This window comes from Halomonas sp. KG2, from assembly GCA_030440445.1.
GTDB lineage: Bacteria > Pseudomonadota > Gammaproteobacteria > Pseudomonadales > Halomonadaceae > Vreelandella.
In genome coordinates this window covers 1,151,016-1,167,568 of record CP098528.1, presented here as the reverse complement: position 1 = coordinate 1,167,568, position 16,553 = coordinate 1,151,016, and the positions used below count along the sequence as shown (strand labels likewise).

Here is a 16,553-nt window from a genome sequence, read left to right as displayed (position 1 = left end):
GCATCAAAAGTGACGCCACTATGACGCTTGATACCCATGGCGGTTGGCACTCTCCCCACGCAGTCACAAGCGCCGCTCAGGAGCTGTTGACGTGTTTGCTGCCACTGGTGCGTCATTCGAGCTGGGTGGTTGCCCAACTGGGGCAAAGCCTGGATGGGCGCATCGCTACGGAAAGCGGTCATTCCCACTACATCAATGGCGTTGAAAGCTTGGTGCATCTGCACCGGCTGCGAGCGCTGGCAGATGCCGTAGTGATTGGCGCAGGTACGGCGAGTGCTGATAATCCTCAACTCACCGTGCGCCATGTGGCGGGCAAACACCCCACCCGAGTGGTGATTGACCCACGAGGACGTGTGCCCGTTGATTTGGCGCTGTTCACCTCGTCTACCGCCCCCACGCTGCATCTCACCGGGCCAGAGGTAACGGTGGCGCCAACGGCCGCCGAACACTGCGTGCTGCCGTTGGATACCAACGGTCAGTTCCGTCCCACCGACGTTATTGCCCTGCTGGCAGATCGTGGTCTTACGCGGGTATTGGTAGAAGGCGGCGGCGTCACTGTTTCGCAGTTCATTGAAGCGAACGCGGTTGACCGCTTGCATTTGCTGGTTGCGCCGCTGCTGATCGGTTCCGGCCGACCTGGGCTGCAGATGACGCCCATCGATACCCTTGAGAATGCGTTGCGCCCGACGATGCGCTCTTTCCGCTGCGGGGACGACACGCTGTTCGACGTAGTGCTGAGCGGACGCACTGCCTGACGGAGAACCGGACGGCGGAGAACTGGATGGCGTCGCATGTGTCCGTGAAGCCAGCGCTGCCCAAATGCCTGGCAGGCTACCCATCAGCACTAACACACCATAAGCCAATGATATCGCCACACCTTGCGCCGAAGGCAAGCCAACAAACATCCAAATGCCTGCGGCGGCGCCTTCTCGCACCCCCCACCCGGCAATCGAAAGGGGTACCAGCATGGCAAGCAGCAACACTGGAGCCAACGCCAAAATATCTAAGGTCGCCAGCTCTATGCCGATTGCCCGAGCCGCGCAGACCATTACCAAGCCATAGCTAAGCACGATAGCAAGAGAAGAGATCAGTTGCCGTGGCCATACGTCGCGCTGCAGTAGCCCGCGACGCATATCCTGCCCTAATGCAGCGCACCAAGCGGGTAGCGTTACCGCCGAGCGCCGCAGCCAGACCATCAGCGTCACACCGGCCACCATCACGATAACCGCTACGCCCGCCACTACCATCAAGCCACTGAAGCCCAGCGCTGTTAGCCAGAGTGGTGACGTGAACAAGGCGATTAGTGTGTAAAGTGCAATCGCCAGCTGCCCAGAGGCACGCTCAATCACCACCGCACGCCAAGCACTTCCCTTCGAAGAAGACTGACGGGCATGGCGATGGGCACGACCCGCATCACCCAACACGCCGCCAGGCAACAACTGGTTAACCAACAACGCTAAGTAGTACTCCCGCAGTGCATAACGGTAGCGCAGCGGCACGTCGATTAAGCCTGCTGTCAACTGCCAGCGCCACGCGCTCAGCATCACTTGCAGCACACTGATCAACAGCGCCAGAGCCATCCAAGCCGGCGCAAAACGCTGCACTTCGGCCATCACCGCGTCTGGCTCTACCCACAGGGCAACAGCGGCCAGCAGCCCTAAGCTCACTAGCCCTTTTTGCACCCACGGGGTTCTCAGCCAGCGCCAGCGTCGCATGGGGTTAGCCCTCATCCGCTGGCAGCGCCAGCAAGTCGCGGTGGCCTACCCAAATACCGATCTCGCCTTTGGCTACCTGACCCAGGCGCTGATCACGCCAAAGAGCAATCCGTAACGCCGCCTCAGGAGCCTGTTCGTTAGCAGCGCTCGCCCATCCTTCAATCAACGCGCACATTAAGGGGTACTGCGCTGGCTTGCCCGCCGCCAAGCGCCATGGTGTTTCAGCCTCGTTAACACGATAACCGTGGCCAGCCATCGCTTTAGCTAGCGCACTGTGAGCAGCGCCGCCTAATGCACCGCCTAGGCCCTTATCCCGGCTCTGGTGTGCGTTGAACAGCTCACAGACCCAGCGATCGTCAAGGTCGTTCAGAGGTTGCTGCTGGGCATTGGTAAAGTACCATTCGCCGGTAATGCTTAGAGTGATAAGCAGCGCTTGGCGATGTTTAGCACACTGTGCAGCCAAGGCATCGATCCACTCTTGAGACACCAGATCAATCAGCGCAGATGCCGTCACTACGTCACAGTGCGTAAGAGCTGGGTGATCCAGCTGTTTAAGGGAGACGCAGTGGGTTTCGACCTGCAGTGGCTCACCTTTACCGGTGTTCAATTGGCTGGTTCGCGAGTAGGCTTCATTCAGTAAGGCCGGGTCATGATCAATCAGCATCCAGCGCTGGGCATGCTGCAAGCGAGGTGCAAGAAACTGGCTATTGCTGCCGCGTCCACAGCCTAAATCCGCTAGTGTGATTGGCGAGCAAGCTTCTGCTCTCCACTTATCTTCTGATAACCAGCTCGCTAACGCCTCGACCAACGCTTGGCTGCGCGAACTGGCATCGACGCTTTCACGCAGCGACAGCCAATCCGCGCTAAATTGGCTTCCTGGCAACAATGTCGAAGATTGCTGCAACGCCTGGGAAAACGCTTTTCCTGCAGTCTGCCAGTCGCCCAAGCGGTCACGTGCAGCGGCGGCGCCTGCGCGTAGCTCAGTGCGTAGTGCCTCATCCTGGCAGAAAGCCGCCAGCGCCCTCGACAGCGCCTCAACATCCCCCGGTGCTACGCTGATGCCAGCCCCTTTAGGTAAGGTATCCCGCAGTGCTCCGCCGGTGGTGGTAATAACCGGCAAGCCATGGGCTAGCGTTTCAGTTACCACCATGCCGTAGCCTTCGTACCAAGAAGGTAACACCAGTGCATGGGCATTTTGATAAGCGGCTTCCAGGGTCGCAGCATCACATTCGCCGTGAAGCGTTATCCAATCACCAAGCTGATGGTTGTCGATCAGTGTTTGAACGCGCTCCGTAAACGCAGCATCACGAGCACCGCCAAAGCAATCACATCGCCAGTGACCACGCTCAACATCCGCCAAGGCTTGAACCAAAATATCCTGTCCTTTACGCGGGGTCAGCGTTGCCACGCATAGCAGGCGGATAGGTTCGTTGGGTTGCGCCGCGGGGCTGACCGGAGCACGTTCAACGCCAGGTTCCACCACGCTGATAGGGGCACCAAATGGCAGCGCGTATTGCTCCGCCAGTGCTGTTACACGGCGTTCAGTAAAGCGACTGGTCACAATCACTCTATTCACATGCGCCAGCCCGAGCAGTTCGCAACGGTGAAAACGCTGCTGATCCAGCTCACTCAAGCCCTGCTCATCACCTAACGGATGATGCAGTAACGCAGTGATATCAAGGCGCTCAGCATGGTCAGCTACCACATCGGGCAATGCTCCCATGGCTAGGCCGTCAATAATCACTCGCGAACGATCCTGTAATACAGAAAGCGCACTGGCTAGCGCTTGAGCCGCCTCATCATCGGCATCAGGAAAACGCCCTGCCAACCCCACCACATTGATAGCCAGCCCACGCTTGCGCAGCGCAGCGACAATATGGGCGTCGTAAATATACCCGCCGGTACGCTGGTCTGGATCGCCAGCCACTATCAAGGTCAATGGCTGACTCATAGCGCTCCTTCATAACTTGCCCACGCCACATGAGATTCATGCAGTTTGATCTCCATATGCGTCAGCCCCTGAGCGGTGGCGCCCATTCTTCCTGCTTTGATGGCAGCCGCCAACTGGTCAAAAATCACCTTGGCCATAAATTCCGTGGTGGTGTTTTTACCGCTAAACTCGCTTACCTCATCAAGGTTGCGATAGTTGTAATCCGCCAGCACCTCTTTAACCGTTTCACTGGCCAAACCGATATCAATCACTAGACCATCCTGGTCAAGTTCAGGGCGCTGAAATACCACGTCCACGACATAGGTGGCACCGTGGGTGCGTTGGGCAGGGCCGAATATTTCCCCATTAAAACTGTGGGCAATCATGAAATGGTCACGAACGCATAAACGGTACATAGACACTCCTGTCGTGTTAAATAAGCCACATCGCCTAAGCGGGCAATGGATAACGAATTCGATGGCAAAGCGCTGTGCTATCAGGCCCAAACAGAGCAGGCGCCAGCGTTGGAAAATCGGCAAAGTCGCTCTCACCGCTGATCAGCGCATCTAATCGCGGGTCGGTGAGTAAGCGTAAAGCGAGCGCTAAACGGCGGCGATAATTCCAACGCGGCTGCAACTTGGCAGGCAGTTGTCCAACCTGGCTGGCGCGAAGCGTTAAACGCTGGGAGTGAAAAGCACCACCGAGTGGTAGCGACACATCGCCTTCGCCAAACCAGCTCATTTCAATCACCCGGCCTTCGTTGCCCAGCAAGCTCATGGCCAGCTTCAGTCCATCCGGCTGACCACTAGCATGGATCACGCAATCTTGGTCGCTGGGTGCCTGTCCTGGTGTACAGAAGGGAATCCCCAAATGCGTTGCCAACGCTTCTCGCTCGGGATTAATGTCGACCAGGCACACTTCTACACCTGGAATTTGCGCACACAGATACGCCACCAGTGCACCGACAACGCCAGCGCCCACCACACACACGCGCTCGCCAAGCATGGGGTTAGCATCCCACACGCCGTTAATGGCAGTTTCCATGTTGGCGGTTAGCACGGCACGGTGAGCAGGTACGTCATCGGGAAGCGCTAAAACAGCGTCGACAGGCACGACGTAGTAGTCCTGGTGCGGAAAAAGGCAAAAAACGGTTTTATTCAATAAATGATCTGGCCCCTGCTCCACATAACCAACGTTGCAGTAGCCGTATTTCACGGGCGTAGGAAACTCACCCGCTTGGAAGGGAGCGCGCATGCGCAAATATTCACTTTGCGGCACCCGTGCGTTAAACACCAGCGACTCAGTGCCACGGCTTACGCCACTATAAAGGGCACGAACCCGTACCTCATTGTCGTCGGGTGATGCTAGTGGCTCCTGCTTGAGCTCACCATGGGTAGGGTGGGTCACCCAAAAAGCCGTAGCGGTATCAGGCGGCAACATGACATTTCCTTATGGTTTAAGCGCTTCATCCCTCCATACAGCGTAGCCTAGAAAGCGAAGCGGCTGCTTAAGCCCTGGCTGCTTAACCCCTGTCAGCGCGAAGATGATTTGAAACAACTATATTCACATCATGGACAACCTTACCTTCTTATACAAGAATGGTACATAAGAAATAGTTTGCACACTTTAATTCAACCGCGGGCCAGTCAGCCGCTTTGCGAGTAAGCATGCCCTCTCTTTCCAACACCTCCAGTGTCTCTTTGCCCAAGCGTATTTACACCTTGGCGGAGATAGCCCTGGCCAGCCTATTACTCGCAGGCTTAGGATCGATGCTGCCGGGATTAGTCGCCAGCGCTGCAAACTGGTGGTTGGCAGCTGGCTTCTACGTCGTGATGGGCGTACTGGTGGTAAGTTTTTGGCCCCATGGCCCGCTCGGTTGGGCAAACCGGGTAACGCTTGGGCGCGGCGTACTCGTCGCCATCGTGGCAGGGGCACTGGCAGCGAATGCCTTTACTAACGCAATTTGGCTATGGCTAGCGGTGGCCGTCATCGCGCTATTACTGGACGGTGTGGATGGCTGGATTTCCAGGCGCACTAAAACCCACACCACGTTTGGCGCGCGCTTTGATATGGAGCTGGATGCAGTATTAATCCTGATACTCTGCATTGGCTTATTGCAGAGCGAACATCTAGGCGCTTGGGTACTACTGATTGGCGGCATGCGTTATTTATTTATCGCCGCTAGCTGGCCATTTGCGTGGCTAAAAGCACCGTTATTCGAAAGTTTTCGGCGTAAAGCAGTGTGCGTGTGGCAGGTTGTTGCATTGCTGCTAGCGTTAACGCCACTCACTTCTCCTTTCGCTGCAGGCCTGCTTGCTCTGAGCGCGTTAGTCTCACTCAGCTACTCATTTGGCTTCGATGTGTGGTGGCTGTACCGACAACACAAACATGACGCCCACTAGCAAAGTAAAGGTCACGGCATCATCTCGCTAAGCGTGTCCAATACGCCACTTTTGCCGAGCAAAAGTGGTGTGTTGGATTACTCTACTGCACTAAACCCTCTTGGTCAGAATTCGCATAAGTACGTTAGCAAGGCCCTCCTTCTAGCATCCCTTCTTGGCTGGCATCATTATTCAGCGGTCAAAGTAGAGAGGTGATGGCTGACAAGCGGGCGAGAGCCAGAGAGCTTACGCAGCGCCACATAGAATACCGGAGTGAGGAAAAGCCCAAACAGGGTGACCCCGACCATGCCGGCAAATACCGCCGTACCCAGCGCTGCCCGCACCTCGGCGCCCGCCCCGGTGGCAATGACCAACGGTAGAACAGCGGCGGTGAACGTGATCGAGGTCATAATAATAGGGCGCAGTCGCAGTCGGCAGGCTTCTAGGGCCGCGTCCACCACGCTTTTGCCCTGCAGTTCCAGCTCGCGGGCGAACTCCACAATCAGAATAGCGTTCTTACACGCCAAGCCAATTAGCACCACCAACCCTACCTGTACGAAAATATTGTTGTCGCCATCACCAAACCAGACGCCGATGAGCGCCGAGAGCATGCACATGGGTACAATCAGGATCACCGCTAAAGGCAATGTCCAGCTTTCGTAGAGAGCCGCCAGCACCAAAAACACCAACAGTATCGACAGTGGAAAGACCACCAGCGCAGCGCTCCCCTGGGTGGACTGCTGGTAGCTCAGGTCGGTCCATTCGAACGCCATGCCCGGTGGCAGCACCTCCATTGCCAAGGCGTTGATCGCATCCATTGCCTGGGCAGAAGAGAGCAACCTAGGATCAGCCTCCCCGGCTAAGTCCGCCGCCGGATAGCCGTTGTAGCGCAACACCGGGTCTGGCCCGAAGGTTTGCTTGATGTTTACCATGGTGCCAATAGGCACCATTTCGCCCTGGTCATTGCGGGTACGCAGGCGAGCAATGTCTTCCACGCTGGTCCGGTAAGGAGCGTCCGCTTGGGCAATTACCTGCCAAGTGCGGCCAAAGCGATTGAAGTCATTCACATAGGTCGAACCAAGATAGATCTGCAGAGTGTCGAAGAGCTCGGTTAGTGGCACTCCCTGGGCTTTAGCCCTCAGCCGATCGACCTCTGCATCTAACTGCGGCACATTAGATTGATAGCTGCTAATCGGGAACCCCATCCCTGGCGTTTGGGCGATAGCGCCCTGGAGCTGATTAACCGCTCCCTGCAGCGCTCCGTAACCCAGATTACCGCGATCCTCGATGAACATCTGGTAGCCCGACCCATTGCCAAGACCAAGAATTGGGGGCGGCATAAACGCAAACGCAAAGCCTTCTTTCAGGCCACCTATGCCCTGATTAATCCTGGCGTTTATCTCTGCGGCGGTGAGACTACGCTCGCCAAAGGGGCTAAGAGTGAGAAACACTACCCCTGTGTTGGAAGTGTTCGTGAACTGCAGCGCATTGAGACCAGGAAAGGCAATGGCGTGCTCAACACCGTCGGTCTCCATGGCAATATCTACCACCTCTTGAAGCATCTGGTCGGTTCTCTCCAGGGATGCCCCCTCTGGCAAAATAACGCCGGCAATCAGGTACAGCTTGTCCTGCACCGGAATAAAGCCGGGAGGCACCACCTTGAACATCAACCCGGTTCCGGTGAGTAATAGAGCGTAAACCATAAATACCGCCCCCCTCCGTTTTAGGGAGCGCGCCACGCCGCCCTGGTACTTTTCTGCGCTGGCGTTGAAGAAGCGATTGAAGGGCCGAAAAATCCAGCCGAATAGCCAATCGATTAGCCGGGTGAGTCGATCCTTAGGCGCATCGTGGGGTTTGAGCAGCATCGCCGCCAAAGCGGGCGACAGGGTTAAAGAGTTAATCGTGGAGATAACAGTAGAGATGGCTATCGTTACCGCAAACTGGCGGTAAAACTGCCCGGTCACCCCGGAAAGAAAGGCCATGGGTATAAACACCGCACACAGCACCAAGCCAATAGCAACGATCGGTCCAGAGACCTCCTTCATCGCCTGGTGAGCCGCGGCCTGGGGATTGAGCCCTTCGCCGATGTTACGCTCGACGTTCTCCACCACCACGATGGCGTCATCGACCACAATGCCGATGGCCAACACCAGCCCGAATAGGGTCAGCGTGTTGATCGAGTATCCCAGCAGATAGAGCGCCCCGAAGGTACCGATCACCGATACTGGCACCGCCAACAGCGGAATGATTGAGGCGCGCCAGGTTTGCAAAAAAAGAGTAACGACCAGTACTACCAGCAGCACGGCTTCCAGCAGGGTTTTGACGACTGCCTTGATCGAATCGCTAACAAAGATAGTGGTGTCGTAGACCGCCTCATACTCAACGCCGGTAGGGAACTGCGTGGCTAACTCATCCATGGTGGCCACCACCTGCTCGCGGATAGCTAGCGCATTGGCACCCGGTGCCTGGAAAATACCAATGGCGACCGCGTCATTGCCATCAAGCTGCGAACGCAGAGTATAGTCTCCAGCGCCCATCTCCAGCCGGGCCACATCCGACAACCTTAGAATGTCGCCACTGTCACCGCGTTTCAGCACGATGTCGCCAAACTCCTCCGCCGTCTCCAAGCGCCCACGGGCGTTGATTAGGGTCAGAAAATCACTCTCTCCGATGGGTTCAGCGCCCAACTGCCCGGCGGATACCTGGACATTTTGCTCGCGCATGGCAGCCACTACATCACTGGCGGTGAGACCACGCGCCGCCACCCGCTCGGGATCGAGCCAGGCACGCATGGCGTAGTCACCACCACCAAATATCTGGGCGTCCCCTACCCCTTCGAGCCGGGCAAGGCGGTCTCTGACATGCAGCCGCACATAGTTACGCAGATAGAGGGTGTCGTATTCGCCCCCGGGCGAGGTCAGGTGAACGACCATCAGGAAAGTGGGCGACTGCTTCTGGGTGGTCACGCCCTGGCGGCGCACGGCTTCCGGCAAACGCGCCTCGGCTTGACTTACCCGGTTCTGTACCCTGACGGCCGCCTCCTCCGCATCAGTACCAGGGCGAAAGGTGACGGTCATCTGCAGTACGCCATCAGAGCCTGCGACGGACTTGAAGTACATCAAGTCCTCGACACCATTGATGGCTTCCTCCAAAGGCGTCGCCACCGTCTCGGCGATCTCCTTCGGGTTGGCACCCGGATAGACCGTACGCACCACCACCGAGGGTGGCACCACATCCGGGTACTCGCTGATCGGCAGATTGGGGATGGAGATCAGCCCGATCGCCAGGATGATAATCGACAGCACCGCCGCAAAGATCGGTCGGTCGACAAAGAAACGGGAGAAATTCATGGCGGTTTACTCTTCCCTGGCAGCAAGGGTGGTGGGTGGGGCATCGACAGTCGAGGCGGCAACGGCGCTTTGCGGGCTCACTTCCATTCCAGGGAAGAACACTTTTGCACACCGTTGACGATGATTCGATCACCGGGGCTAAGTCCTTCGGTGATCACCATCTGCTCCCCCATCTGACGACCGGTAGCTACTTGGCGACGCTCTGCCCGATTGTCACCAGCCACGACATAGACATAGCGACGATCTTGGTCGGTCAAAATTGCCTTACGTTCCACCAGCAGCGCCTGTTCCAAACTCGCTATCGGCATTTCAACCCGGGCAAACTCTCCCGGCCGGATACGGCCATCAGGGTTGGCCAACCGAGCACGGAACTGCAGTGTTCCCGTGCTGGGATTTAAACGGTTATCAATAAAGTCCAGCGTGCCACTGTATTGACGCTGTGGGTCGCCGCCCAACTCAATCTTCAGGCTGCTCTCTTCATCGGATAGCAGGGCTTGGCTGGCAAAAGCGGCCTGTTCGTCCGCTTCGAAGTAGACATGAATCGGGTCGATGGTAACGAGAGTCGTCAACAGGCTTTGGTCAGCGTTAGCCAAATTGCCTCGGGTCACCATTGCCCGACCGGCACGACCACTGACCGGCGCTGTAATGCGGGTGTACTCAAGGTTAAGCTCGGCGGTCTGCAGCGCTGCCTCAGCGGCATCGACCATGGCACGAGAAGTGCTCAGGGCCGATTGACGCTGGTCGTGTACCTCCTGTGAAATCGCCTGACGCCCCAGTAAGACCCGAGCACGCTCAGCTTCACTGCCCGCTTGAGCCTGCTGGCTCCTGGCCTGGGCTAGATCCGCCTGGGCGGCACTAACACGGGCTTGGTATGGGCGCGGATCAATCAGGAACAGTAGATCCCCCTGCTCCACAAGCTCTCCCTCTTCGAACGCCACCTCCTGGATATAGCCGCTGACGCGAGGTCTTAGTTCCACCGTTTCTGCGGCTTCTACTCGTCCTGTGAAGATCTCACTCAACACTACCGGTTGGGAAACCATACTCACCACCTCTACTTCTGGCGGCGGTGGTGGCGAAGCTGCCGCCTCCTCGCTCTTGGCCTCGCAGCCGGTAAGTAAAGCCATTACCAGTAGCAGCGGGATGATTCCCCGGCAACTCGTTGAGCGAGCACTTTGATCCAAACTTCCCATGATTACTTGCTCCAGTGACTATCGGAAACCGATATCAGCGTTGGTTATATAATTGCGTACCGCATTGGTGGTTAGCTTTTAACTAGTCGGTTGGGTAGCGTCAGATTCGACATCCACTTTGCAACCTCAAGTTAAGTTGAGGTCAATAGGTCAACGGTCGATTTTTTATCAAGGAGGCTGACAGGGGGGTTGCTAGCTCCTAATCAGAAGCTCTCTACGGTAGGGTCTTTAAGGACAATGGAGGTATCGGGTTCCTGCGGTAAGATTGCCTATTTCTGTCGTGAGGAGTGACAAGCTTCACTTGGCGAGGTATTTGGATCATCGCGCTGTTTCGGTTTTTTAGCATAATGACCGTTTTCTGACACGCGGCACGGATTGTCGGTTTCTACCCAGTGCTTGCCCGATCCTGCAAAAAAACTGAAAAAGCCTCCTATGCGCGCAGCGAAGGCATATACTGCAGGCTGTTAGGGAGGAGAGCCATTGACCGATACCGTGCCTGAGCAGACCACCTATTTCAGTGACAGCCTGCCGCAGCAATTAAGCAAAATTGTCCGTCGCTGGACGCCCTTGGAGGAGCTTCAGAATACGGCGATTCCCGAGGTGCAACTGATACGTGCTGACACCCCCACCACCTTTCACTGCGCCGTATATGAGCCGTGCCTATGCTTTGTCATTCAGGGCAGCAAGACGGTGCTATTGGGTGACAAGGAGATCGTCTACACCGGACCTAGCTACATGGGAAGCGCCATTCACCTACCGGTGGTAGGCAGAATTGACCATGCCACTCCGGAAACCCCCTACCTAGCAGTAAAAGTTTCGGTAGACCCTCAGGAGGTAGCAGGACTGATACTGGAACTGGGTGACAAAGCTCCGCCCGCGGGAAATGATACTATCTGCCCCGAGACAGACTGCGGATTAAAATCGGCTCCCATGGATACAGCTATGCTGGGTGCGCTCTATCGACTGTTAAGCCTGCTCGACTCACCGGAAGATATTCAGGTACTTTCGCCCCTAGCTAGGCGCGAGCTAATCTACCGGGCACTCATGGGTGCAATGGGGCCTCACATGCGTCGATTCGCCGCCTCTGACTCCCAAGCCAACCGGATTGCAAAGGTCATCTACGCCCTTAAAGAAAGCTACACGCAACCGTTCAAGATCAGTGAGCTGGCAGCCGCCGCCAACATGAGTGAATCGACGCTTTACCATAGCTTCCGACAAGTCACACGCATGTCGCCCCTGCAGTACCAGAAGAAACTACGCCTACACGAAGCCCGACGACTGATGCTGGCAGAAGGGCTGGAAGCGGCCACGGCCAGCTACCGGGTGGGTTATGAAAGCCCCTCCCACTTTAGCCGCGAATATAGCCGCATGTTTGGCGCGCCGCCCAGAGCCGACGTCATTCAGCTCAGAGGCGCTAGGGCAGCAACACAACCCGCCTAGTCACCAGCGCTATTGGACAGCGTATTATTATTGAGGAGGACTGTCGGCACATACGTCACGCCCAGCAAACGGCTCCGGAAAATAATCCACTAGGTGGCGTAATTTATCCGGGTTACGAACAACATAGAGCGCCTGGATACGACTATCCACGATGTCCAGCATCATGACCTGAGGCAGCCCATCTTGTTCGATAGTTAACCACCCTGGTAGCCCGTTGACGATCACAGGATTAACCCAACGAGGATGGGATCGCGTCGACTTACGCGCCAAGCCTGCAAAGAACCGACTGATTTTCTCGACTCCGATAATCAGACGTCGCGCAGCAATCCGCTGGCCCCCACCATCAGTATGCAGAGTGGCCCCTTCACTCAGCAAAGCCTGCAGTGCTGCAACATCGCCACTACGAGCTGCCTCAAAAAATTGCTCGGTCAGTTGGCCATGCTCACCAGCGTTAACCTGATAACGCGGACCAGCGGCCTGCACTCTTTTCCGAGCCCGGCTGGCGAGTTGCCGACAGCTTGCTTCACTGCGCCCCAAACTGACGGCTACCTGATTAAAACCCAGCCCGAAGACATCGTGCAGTAGGAACGCAGCCCGTTCCAGAGGCGATAGCCGCTCTAGCGCCAGCATCAAAGCGAAAGACACATCACTGGCCAACGCCTCGGGGTCTTCTGGGGCATCCAGCGCTTCCACTAAAGGCTCTGGTAACCAGGGACCAACATAAACCTCCCGTTGCCGGTGTGCGGTTCTAAGACGATCAAGACAAAGCCGACTAGTGACAGTCGTCAAATAAGCCCGCACATCTGATACCGAATGGTGGTCAACAGCGTGCCAACGTAGGTAAGCATCCTGTACGACATCTTCCGCTTCGCTCACTGACCCAAGCATGCGATAGGCGATACCGGTCAAATAACGGCGCCAGTGATTAAACTGGCACGCAGGCTGTTCAGCCATGGATCCTCGCTCCCGCTAGTCAAGAACGGCAGTCGCGTCCACTTCAAACAGCATGCCATCCAGCGCTAACCGCGGCACTGGAACAAGCGTCTGCGCTGGCAGTGAGTCGCCAAAGGTCTCCTTCACATAGTGGGTCATTACCTCCAACATGGAAGGATCATAATTGACGACATAGGTGTTAATACGAGTGACCTGCTGCGGGCTCGCATTCAACTCGTCTAACACAATCCTAAGATTGCGATAGGCCTGGGCCACTTGGTCAGTAAATGACGCTGACAGTATTCCCTGGGCATTTTCGCCCCCCTGACCGGCAATGTAGGCGACCCGGCTGCCGCCGCTGACAATCACCGCGTGGCTATATCCGTTAGGAGCAGGATCATAAAGTTCCGTGGGGTTGACGATAGCCGTTGTTACCCCGCCGGCGTAAGCAGTGTTCAGCATCATACTCATAGCGATAACTCCAAATTTAAAATGTTGGATGCAACAGGAATACATGACACGAACTCCTGAACGTTGATCAGCGGGCTATTTTCGCCTCATTAGGATGAACCGAACGAAAGCCTACACTGATCCGGTTCCAAACATTAATCGCACCAATCAGCAGCGTTAGGTCCACAAGCTCCTTCTCAGTAAAGCTCTCCAGGCCCTGCTCGTAATCCTTAGCTGGAGCACCAGTGTCAGGCAGCCGTGTTAAGGCTTCGGTCCAGGCCAACGCCGCCCTCTCCCGAGGTGTATAAAGAGTGGACTCGCGCCATGCAGACAACAGGTAGAGCCGCTCCTCGCTCTCCCCCGCGGCACGGGCATCACTGGTATGCATATGCAGGCAATAGGCACAGCCGTTGATCTGAGAGGCGCGTGTTTTAACCAGCATAGCCAGGCTAAACTCCAACCCACAATGACGCACGTACTCCTCTAGCTTCGTCATCGCGGCAATGCCTTCTGGGGAGGCTTTATAGGCATTCAGGCGTATTTCCATCGTTCTATTCCTCTGCAGTGAGTGGTGTGGAACCTTTCCACGGGAAGCTCTACAGAGGTAGACGGAATAGCCTCAGGGTTTGTGACATGGCGGGGATAATTTAAAAAACATTAGCCGTCCGGCGACGATCCTGCCCTTGCGCCCTTGTATGACTTGAGCCTGCTCAGTGCAATATTCGGAATATTTGAAAGCTTCCAGCATGCCGCTGCGCTACTGCGCTCGAAAGTGTTCCCTCAGTTATCGGCACCTTCTGGTTCTCACAAGGTACTGAAGAGAAGGTTCCACCGTCACACGATCTCTACTACACGTGCTTCACTCGGTGGGTGTCCAATAATCCGTTTGAACGCGCGACTGAATGAGGCTTCGGAGTCATAGCCAAGCCGGTTAGCGGCCACGGCGATGCGCATATTATCCCGCGCTATCCACTGTCGAGCCTGAAACATCTTTACCCGCGCCACATACTTGGCAGGAGTCACACCTAACATACGGCTGAACTTCTCGTTAAAGCTGGAACGCGAAGCCCCCATGACATGGGCTAGCTCAGCAACGGACCAATCGCGCTCCGGTTGCGTGTGGATGGCTGTCAGTACCTTGCCGAGCTGGGGACAACGCACGGCGGCAATCCAACCGCTGGAGTCGTCGCTGCTGGCACACTCAATCCAAGCACGAATAATACTGGCTGCCAGCACATCGGCCAAACGGGCAAGTATGCCGCAGGCACCGACCCGATCCAGGCTAATTTCTCGCTCCATTGCTTCCAGTAAGGCAGGTACCGATGGGTCGCGTTTAGCCAAATCGCTAGCGCGCATCATGTCAGGCATCATCGCGATCAGTGGATGTAGCGGGTCGAGATTGAAGTGCATGGCACCACAAAAAAGTACATTCGGTTCAATGTCGCCCTCTTTTGATTCACTGTTCACCAGATAAATATTCTCAGAGACCGGCCTACGCGCCAACGTAGCCTCATCCACTGCAGGCACGTCTTGCGAGCTGGCCATTACATGGGACGCTCCACGCGGAAAGAGCACCGCATCTCCAGGGTTGAGATATGTCCAGTCGGTTGTCTCGGTACGCAACCAGCACCCGCCTTGAGCTACAAAATGAAAATGTGCTGCTGTCTGGGCTGCGGTTGCGACGGCCCAAGGGGGGCGCAGCAGGCAGCGACCATACTCAACGCCCTCAAGGCGCAGGCCGAGCAGAATTTCAGTTAAGGTATCGCGCATATCAATGGGCTCTATTTGGACAAATAGTCATGCTTTTAGGTTTTTATATCATAGAAAAGCCAAAACCTTAACTCTACACTGCAGCTTCAACTACCACTTTAGTAGGCCTGCAATGAACGACACCACTTGCTCTGCCAACCCACAGTTACTGATAGCCACACCCACCGCTGAACCTGCCCAAGCCAATTGGATGGGTATTGTCAGCCTCGCGCTGGGGGTGTTTGGTTTGGTGACTGCTGAGTTTTTACCGGCTAGCTTGCTGACTGCCATGGCAGCAGATCTCAGTATCTCCGTTGGCGCCGCGGGCCAGGCGGTCACGGCTACCGCTGCGGTCGCTGCACTTGCCGCGCTAACAATCCCACTCCTGACGCGCAATTTTGATCGCAGGTTTGTGCTGCTTTTGTTAACGCTGTTACTCGTCATTTCCAACGCCCTTGCGGCCACAGCTAGTAGCTATTTTATTTTAATTATTGCTCGAGTATTGCTGGGAATTGCCTTGGGAGGGTTCTGGTCGATGTCCGCCGCGCTAGCAATGCGCATGGTGCCCGATAACCTGTTTGCACGCGCTATGTCTATTGTTCTGACAGGTGTGTCTGTCGCTACCGTTTGTGCAGCGCCTCTGGGCGCCTATATTGGTGGTCTCTGGGGGTGGCGCAGTGCGTTTATTGCCGCCGGTTGCCTTAGTCTGGTAACGCTCGTGGCTCAGCTTTTCGCCGTTCCCGCCATGCCGCCAAAAGACAACCCAAATCTGCGCACTCTCTTCCATCTGCTCAAACGCACGCAGGTTCGCGTTGTGCTACTAGCCGTGGTGCTGATGATTTCAGGTCATTTTGCCGGATTTACCTACATACGACCGCTCCTTGAAGAGGTGGCGCAACTATCCGTCAGTGCAATCTCTGCTGTACTGCTCGGCTTTGGTATTGGTGGCTTCTTTGGCAATTTCGCCGGTGCATTTATCGCTGAACGTAGCGAGCGCAACGCCATTATGTTTGGTGGGGCACTCATTATTGCGATCACCATTACGTTACTGTTCGCGGGTAGTTTAGCCAGCGTTACTGCTGTATCTATCGCACTGTGGGGGTTTGCTTTTGGCGCTTTTCCCATCGGATTTCAAACCTGGATAGTTCGTGCTGCGCCGGATCAGGTTGAAGCGGCAGGAGGCTTGATAGTTGCCGCCTTTCAGGTTGCTATCGCCAGTGGCGCCATAGGCGGCGGTATATTAGTGGATTACCTCGGCGCTTTAGGTGGGCCCTTACTAGCCCTGATCACTACCAGCCTGGGAACACTGCTTGTGCTGTCATTTGGGCCACGCTCAAAGAGCCAAGCCTGATAGCAAGAAAGCCGGGGGGCAGTGAAACTCCCCGGCTCTCCTTTGGGATAGACCACTCAGTAAA

At 56.0% G+C, this 16,553-nt stretch carries 12 protein-coding genes and 2 pseudogenes; 4 read left to right on the top strand and 10 right to left on the bottom strand.

Features of this window, described 5'->3' with window-relative positions:
• Nucleotides 1–20: 20 nt before the first annotated feature.
• The gene (locus NDQ72_05330; GenBank protein WKD30351.1) at nt 21–755 is read left to right on the top strand and encodes a RibD family protein; all 735 of its coding nucleotides are present in this window, start codon (nt 21–23) and stop codon (nt 753–755) included.
• 126 nt (nt 756–881) lie between these two features.
• Here the strand turns inward: NDQ72_05330 and NDQ72_05325 are convergent.
• From NDQ72_05325 to NDQ72_05310, 4 genes and pseudogenes are all read right to left on the bottom strand, one after another.
• Nucleotides 882–1,613 (bottom strand): annotated as a pseudogene (locus NDQ72_05325) (flippase-like domain-containing protein).
• Nucleotides 1,614–1,719: 106 nt separating this feature from the next.
• A complete protein-coding gene (locus tag NDQ72_05320) occupies nt 1,720–3,666 on the bottom strand; it encodes a glycosyltransferase (protein ID WKD29374.1) in 1,947 nt (648 codons plus the stop codon).
• Nucleotides 3,663–4,061: a 6-carboxytetrahydropterin synthase gene (locus tag NDQ72_05315; GenBank protein WKD29373.1), complete on the bottom strand. Its 399-nt coding sequence runs from the start codon at nt 4,059–4,061 to the stop codon at nt 3,663–3,665. The genes NDQ72_05320 and NDQ72_05315 overlap by 4 nt, the downstream gene beginning before the upstream one ends.
• A gap of 34 nt (nt 4,062–4,095) precedes the next feature.
• Entirely contained in the window at nt 4,096–5,085 is a 990-nt protein-coding gene (locus tag NDQ72_05310) for a zinc-binding alcohol dehydrogenase (GenBank protein ID WKD29372.1), read from the bottom strand.
• Between the two features lie 227 nt (nt 5,086–5,312).
• Here NDQ72_05310 and NDQ72_05305 point away from each other — a divergent pair, with 227 nt between their 5' ends.
• On the top strand, nt 5,313–6,047 hold the full coding sequence (locus NDQ72_05305) for a CDP-alcohol phosphatidyltransferase family protein (protein WKD29371.1): 735 nt from the start codon (nt 5,313–5,315) through the stop codon (nt 6,045–6,047).
• Between the two features lie 167 nt (nt 6,048–6,214).
• Here NDQ72_05305 and NDQ72_05300 read toward each other — a convergent pair whose 3' ends face one another.
• Both NDQ72_05300 and NDQ72_05295 read right to left on the bottom strand, forming a co-directional pair.
• Nucleotides 6,215–9,376: a multidrug efflux RND transporter permease subunit gene (locus NDQ72_05300; GenBank protein WKD29370.1), complete on the bottom strand. Its 3,162-nt coding sequence runs from the start codon at nt 9,374–9,376 to the stop codon at nt 6,215–6,217.
• Nucleotides 9,377–9,382: 6 nt separating this feature from the next.
• Nucleotides 9,383–10,566 (bottom strand): annotated as a pseudogene (locus tag NDQ72_05295) (efflux RND transporter periplasmic adaptor subunit).
• A gap of 480 nt (nt 10,567–11,046) precedes the next feature.
• On the opposite strand from NDQ72_05295, the gene NDQ72_05290 reads away from it, so the two are divergent.
• Nucleotides 11,047–12,006, top strand: a complete 960-nt coding sequence (locus tag NDQ72_05290) for an AraC family transcriptional regulator (protein ID WKD29369.1) — start codon at nt 11,047–11,049, stop codon at nt 12,004–12,006.
• A gap of 27 nt (nt 12,007–12,033) precedes the next feature.
• Here the strand turns inward: NDQ72_05290 and NDQ72_05285 are convergent, their stop codons facing one another.
• The 4 genes from NDQ72_05285 to NDQ72_05270 all read right to left on the bottom strand — a co-directional run bounded on the left by NDQ72_05285 (nt 12,034) and on the right by NDQ72_05270 (nt 15,159).
• Nucleotides 12,034–12,960, bottom strand: coding sequence for a sigma-70 family RNA polymerase sigma factor (locus tag NDQ72_05285; GenBank protein ID WKD29368.1), 927 nt, complete (start codon nt 12,958–12,960; stop codon nt 12,034–12,036).
• A 15-nt stretch (nt 12,961–12,975) separates the two neighbouring features.
• The gene (locus NDQ72_05280; GenBank protein WKD29367.1) at nt 12,976–13,410 is read right to left on the bottom strand and encodes a Rid family hydrolase; all 435 of its coding nucleotides are present in this window, start codon (nt 13,408–13,410) and stop codon (nt 12,976–12,978) included.
• Nucleotides 13,411–13,477: 67 nt separating this feature from the next.
• Nucleotides 13,478–13,936: a carboxymuconolactone decarboxylase family protein gene (locus NDQ72_05275; GenBank protein WKD29366.1), complete on the bottom strand. Its 459-nt coding sequence runs from the start codon at nt 13,934–13,936 to the stop codon at nt 13,478–13,480.
• A gap of 287 nt (nt 13,937–14,223) precedes the next feature.
• Nucleotides 14,224–15,159, bottom strand: coding sequence for an AraC family transcriptional regulator (locus tag NDQ72_05270; protein WKD29365.1), 936 nt, complete (start codon nt 15,157–15,159; stop codon nt 14,224–14,226).
• A 112-nt stretch (nt 15,160–15,271) separates the two neighbouring features.
• Here NDQ72_05270 and NDQ72_05265 point away from each other — a divergent pair, with 112 nt between their 5' ends.
• Nucleotides 15,272–16,489 carry an MFS transporter gene (locus tag NDQ72_05265; protein ID WKD29364.1) on the top strand — a complete coding sequence of 406 codons (1,218 nt, stop codon included), beginning with the start codon at nt 15,272–15,274 and terminating at the stop codon, nt 16,487–16,489.
• Nucleotides 16,490–16,553 lie beyond the last annotated feature (64 nt).

Bases quoted from the DNA above. Each gene is read 5' to 3' on its own strand.
- NDQ72_05330 (WKD30351.1), top strand. From the start codon at position 21: ATGACGCTTGATACCCATGGCGGTTGGCACTCTCCCCACGCAGTCACA.
- NDQ72_05320 (WKD29374.1), bottom strand. From the start codon at position 3,666: ATGAGTCAGCCATTGACCTTGATAGTGGCTGGCGATCCAGACCAGCGT.
- NDQ72_05315 (WKD29373.1), bottom strand. From the start codon at position 4,061: ATGTACCGTTTATGCGTTCGTGACCATTTCATGATTGCCCACAGTTTT.
- NDQ72_05310 (WKD29372.1), bottom strand. From the start codon at position 5,085: ATGTTGCCGCCTGATACCGCTACGGCTTTTTGGGTGACCCACCCTACC.
- NDQ72_05305 (WKD29371.1), top strand. From the start codon at position 5,313: ATGCCCTCTCTTTCCAACACCTCCAGTGTCTCTTTGCCCAAGCGTATT.
- NDQ72_05300 (WKD29370.1), bottom strand. From the start codon at position 9,376: ATGAATTTCTCCCGTTTCTTTGTCGACCGACCGATCTTTGCGGCGGTG.
- NDQ72_05285 (WKD29368.1), bottom strand. From the start codon at position 12,960: ATGGCTGAACAGCCTGCGTGCCAGTTTAATCACTGGCGCCGTTATTTG.
- NDQ72_05280 (WKD29367.1), bottom strand. From the start codon at position 13,410: ATGAGTATGATGCTGAACACTGCTTACGCCGGCGGGGTAACAACGGCT.
- NDQ72_05275 (WKD29366.1), bottom strand. From the start codon at position 13,936: ATGGAAATACGCCTGAATGCCTATAAAGCCTCCCCAGAAGGCATTGCC.
- NDQ72_05270 (WKD29365.1), bottom strand. From the start codon at position 15,159: ATGCGCGATACCTTAACTGAAATTCTGCTCGGCCTGCGCCTTGAGGGC.
- NDQ72_05265 (WKD29364.1), top strand. From the start codon at position 15,272: ATGAACGACACCACTTGCTCTGCCAACCCACAGTTACTGATAGCCACA.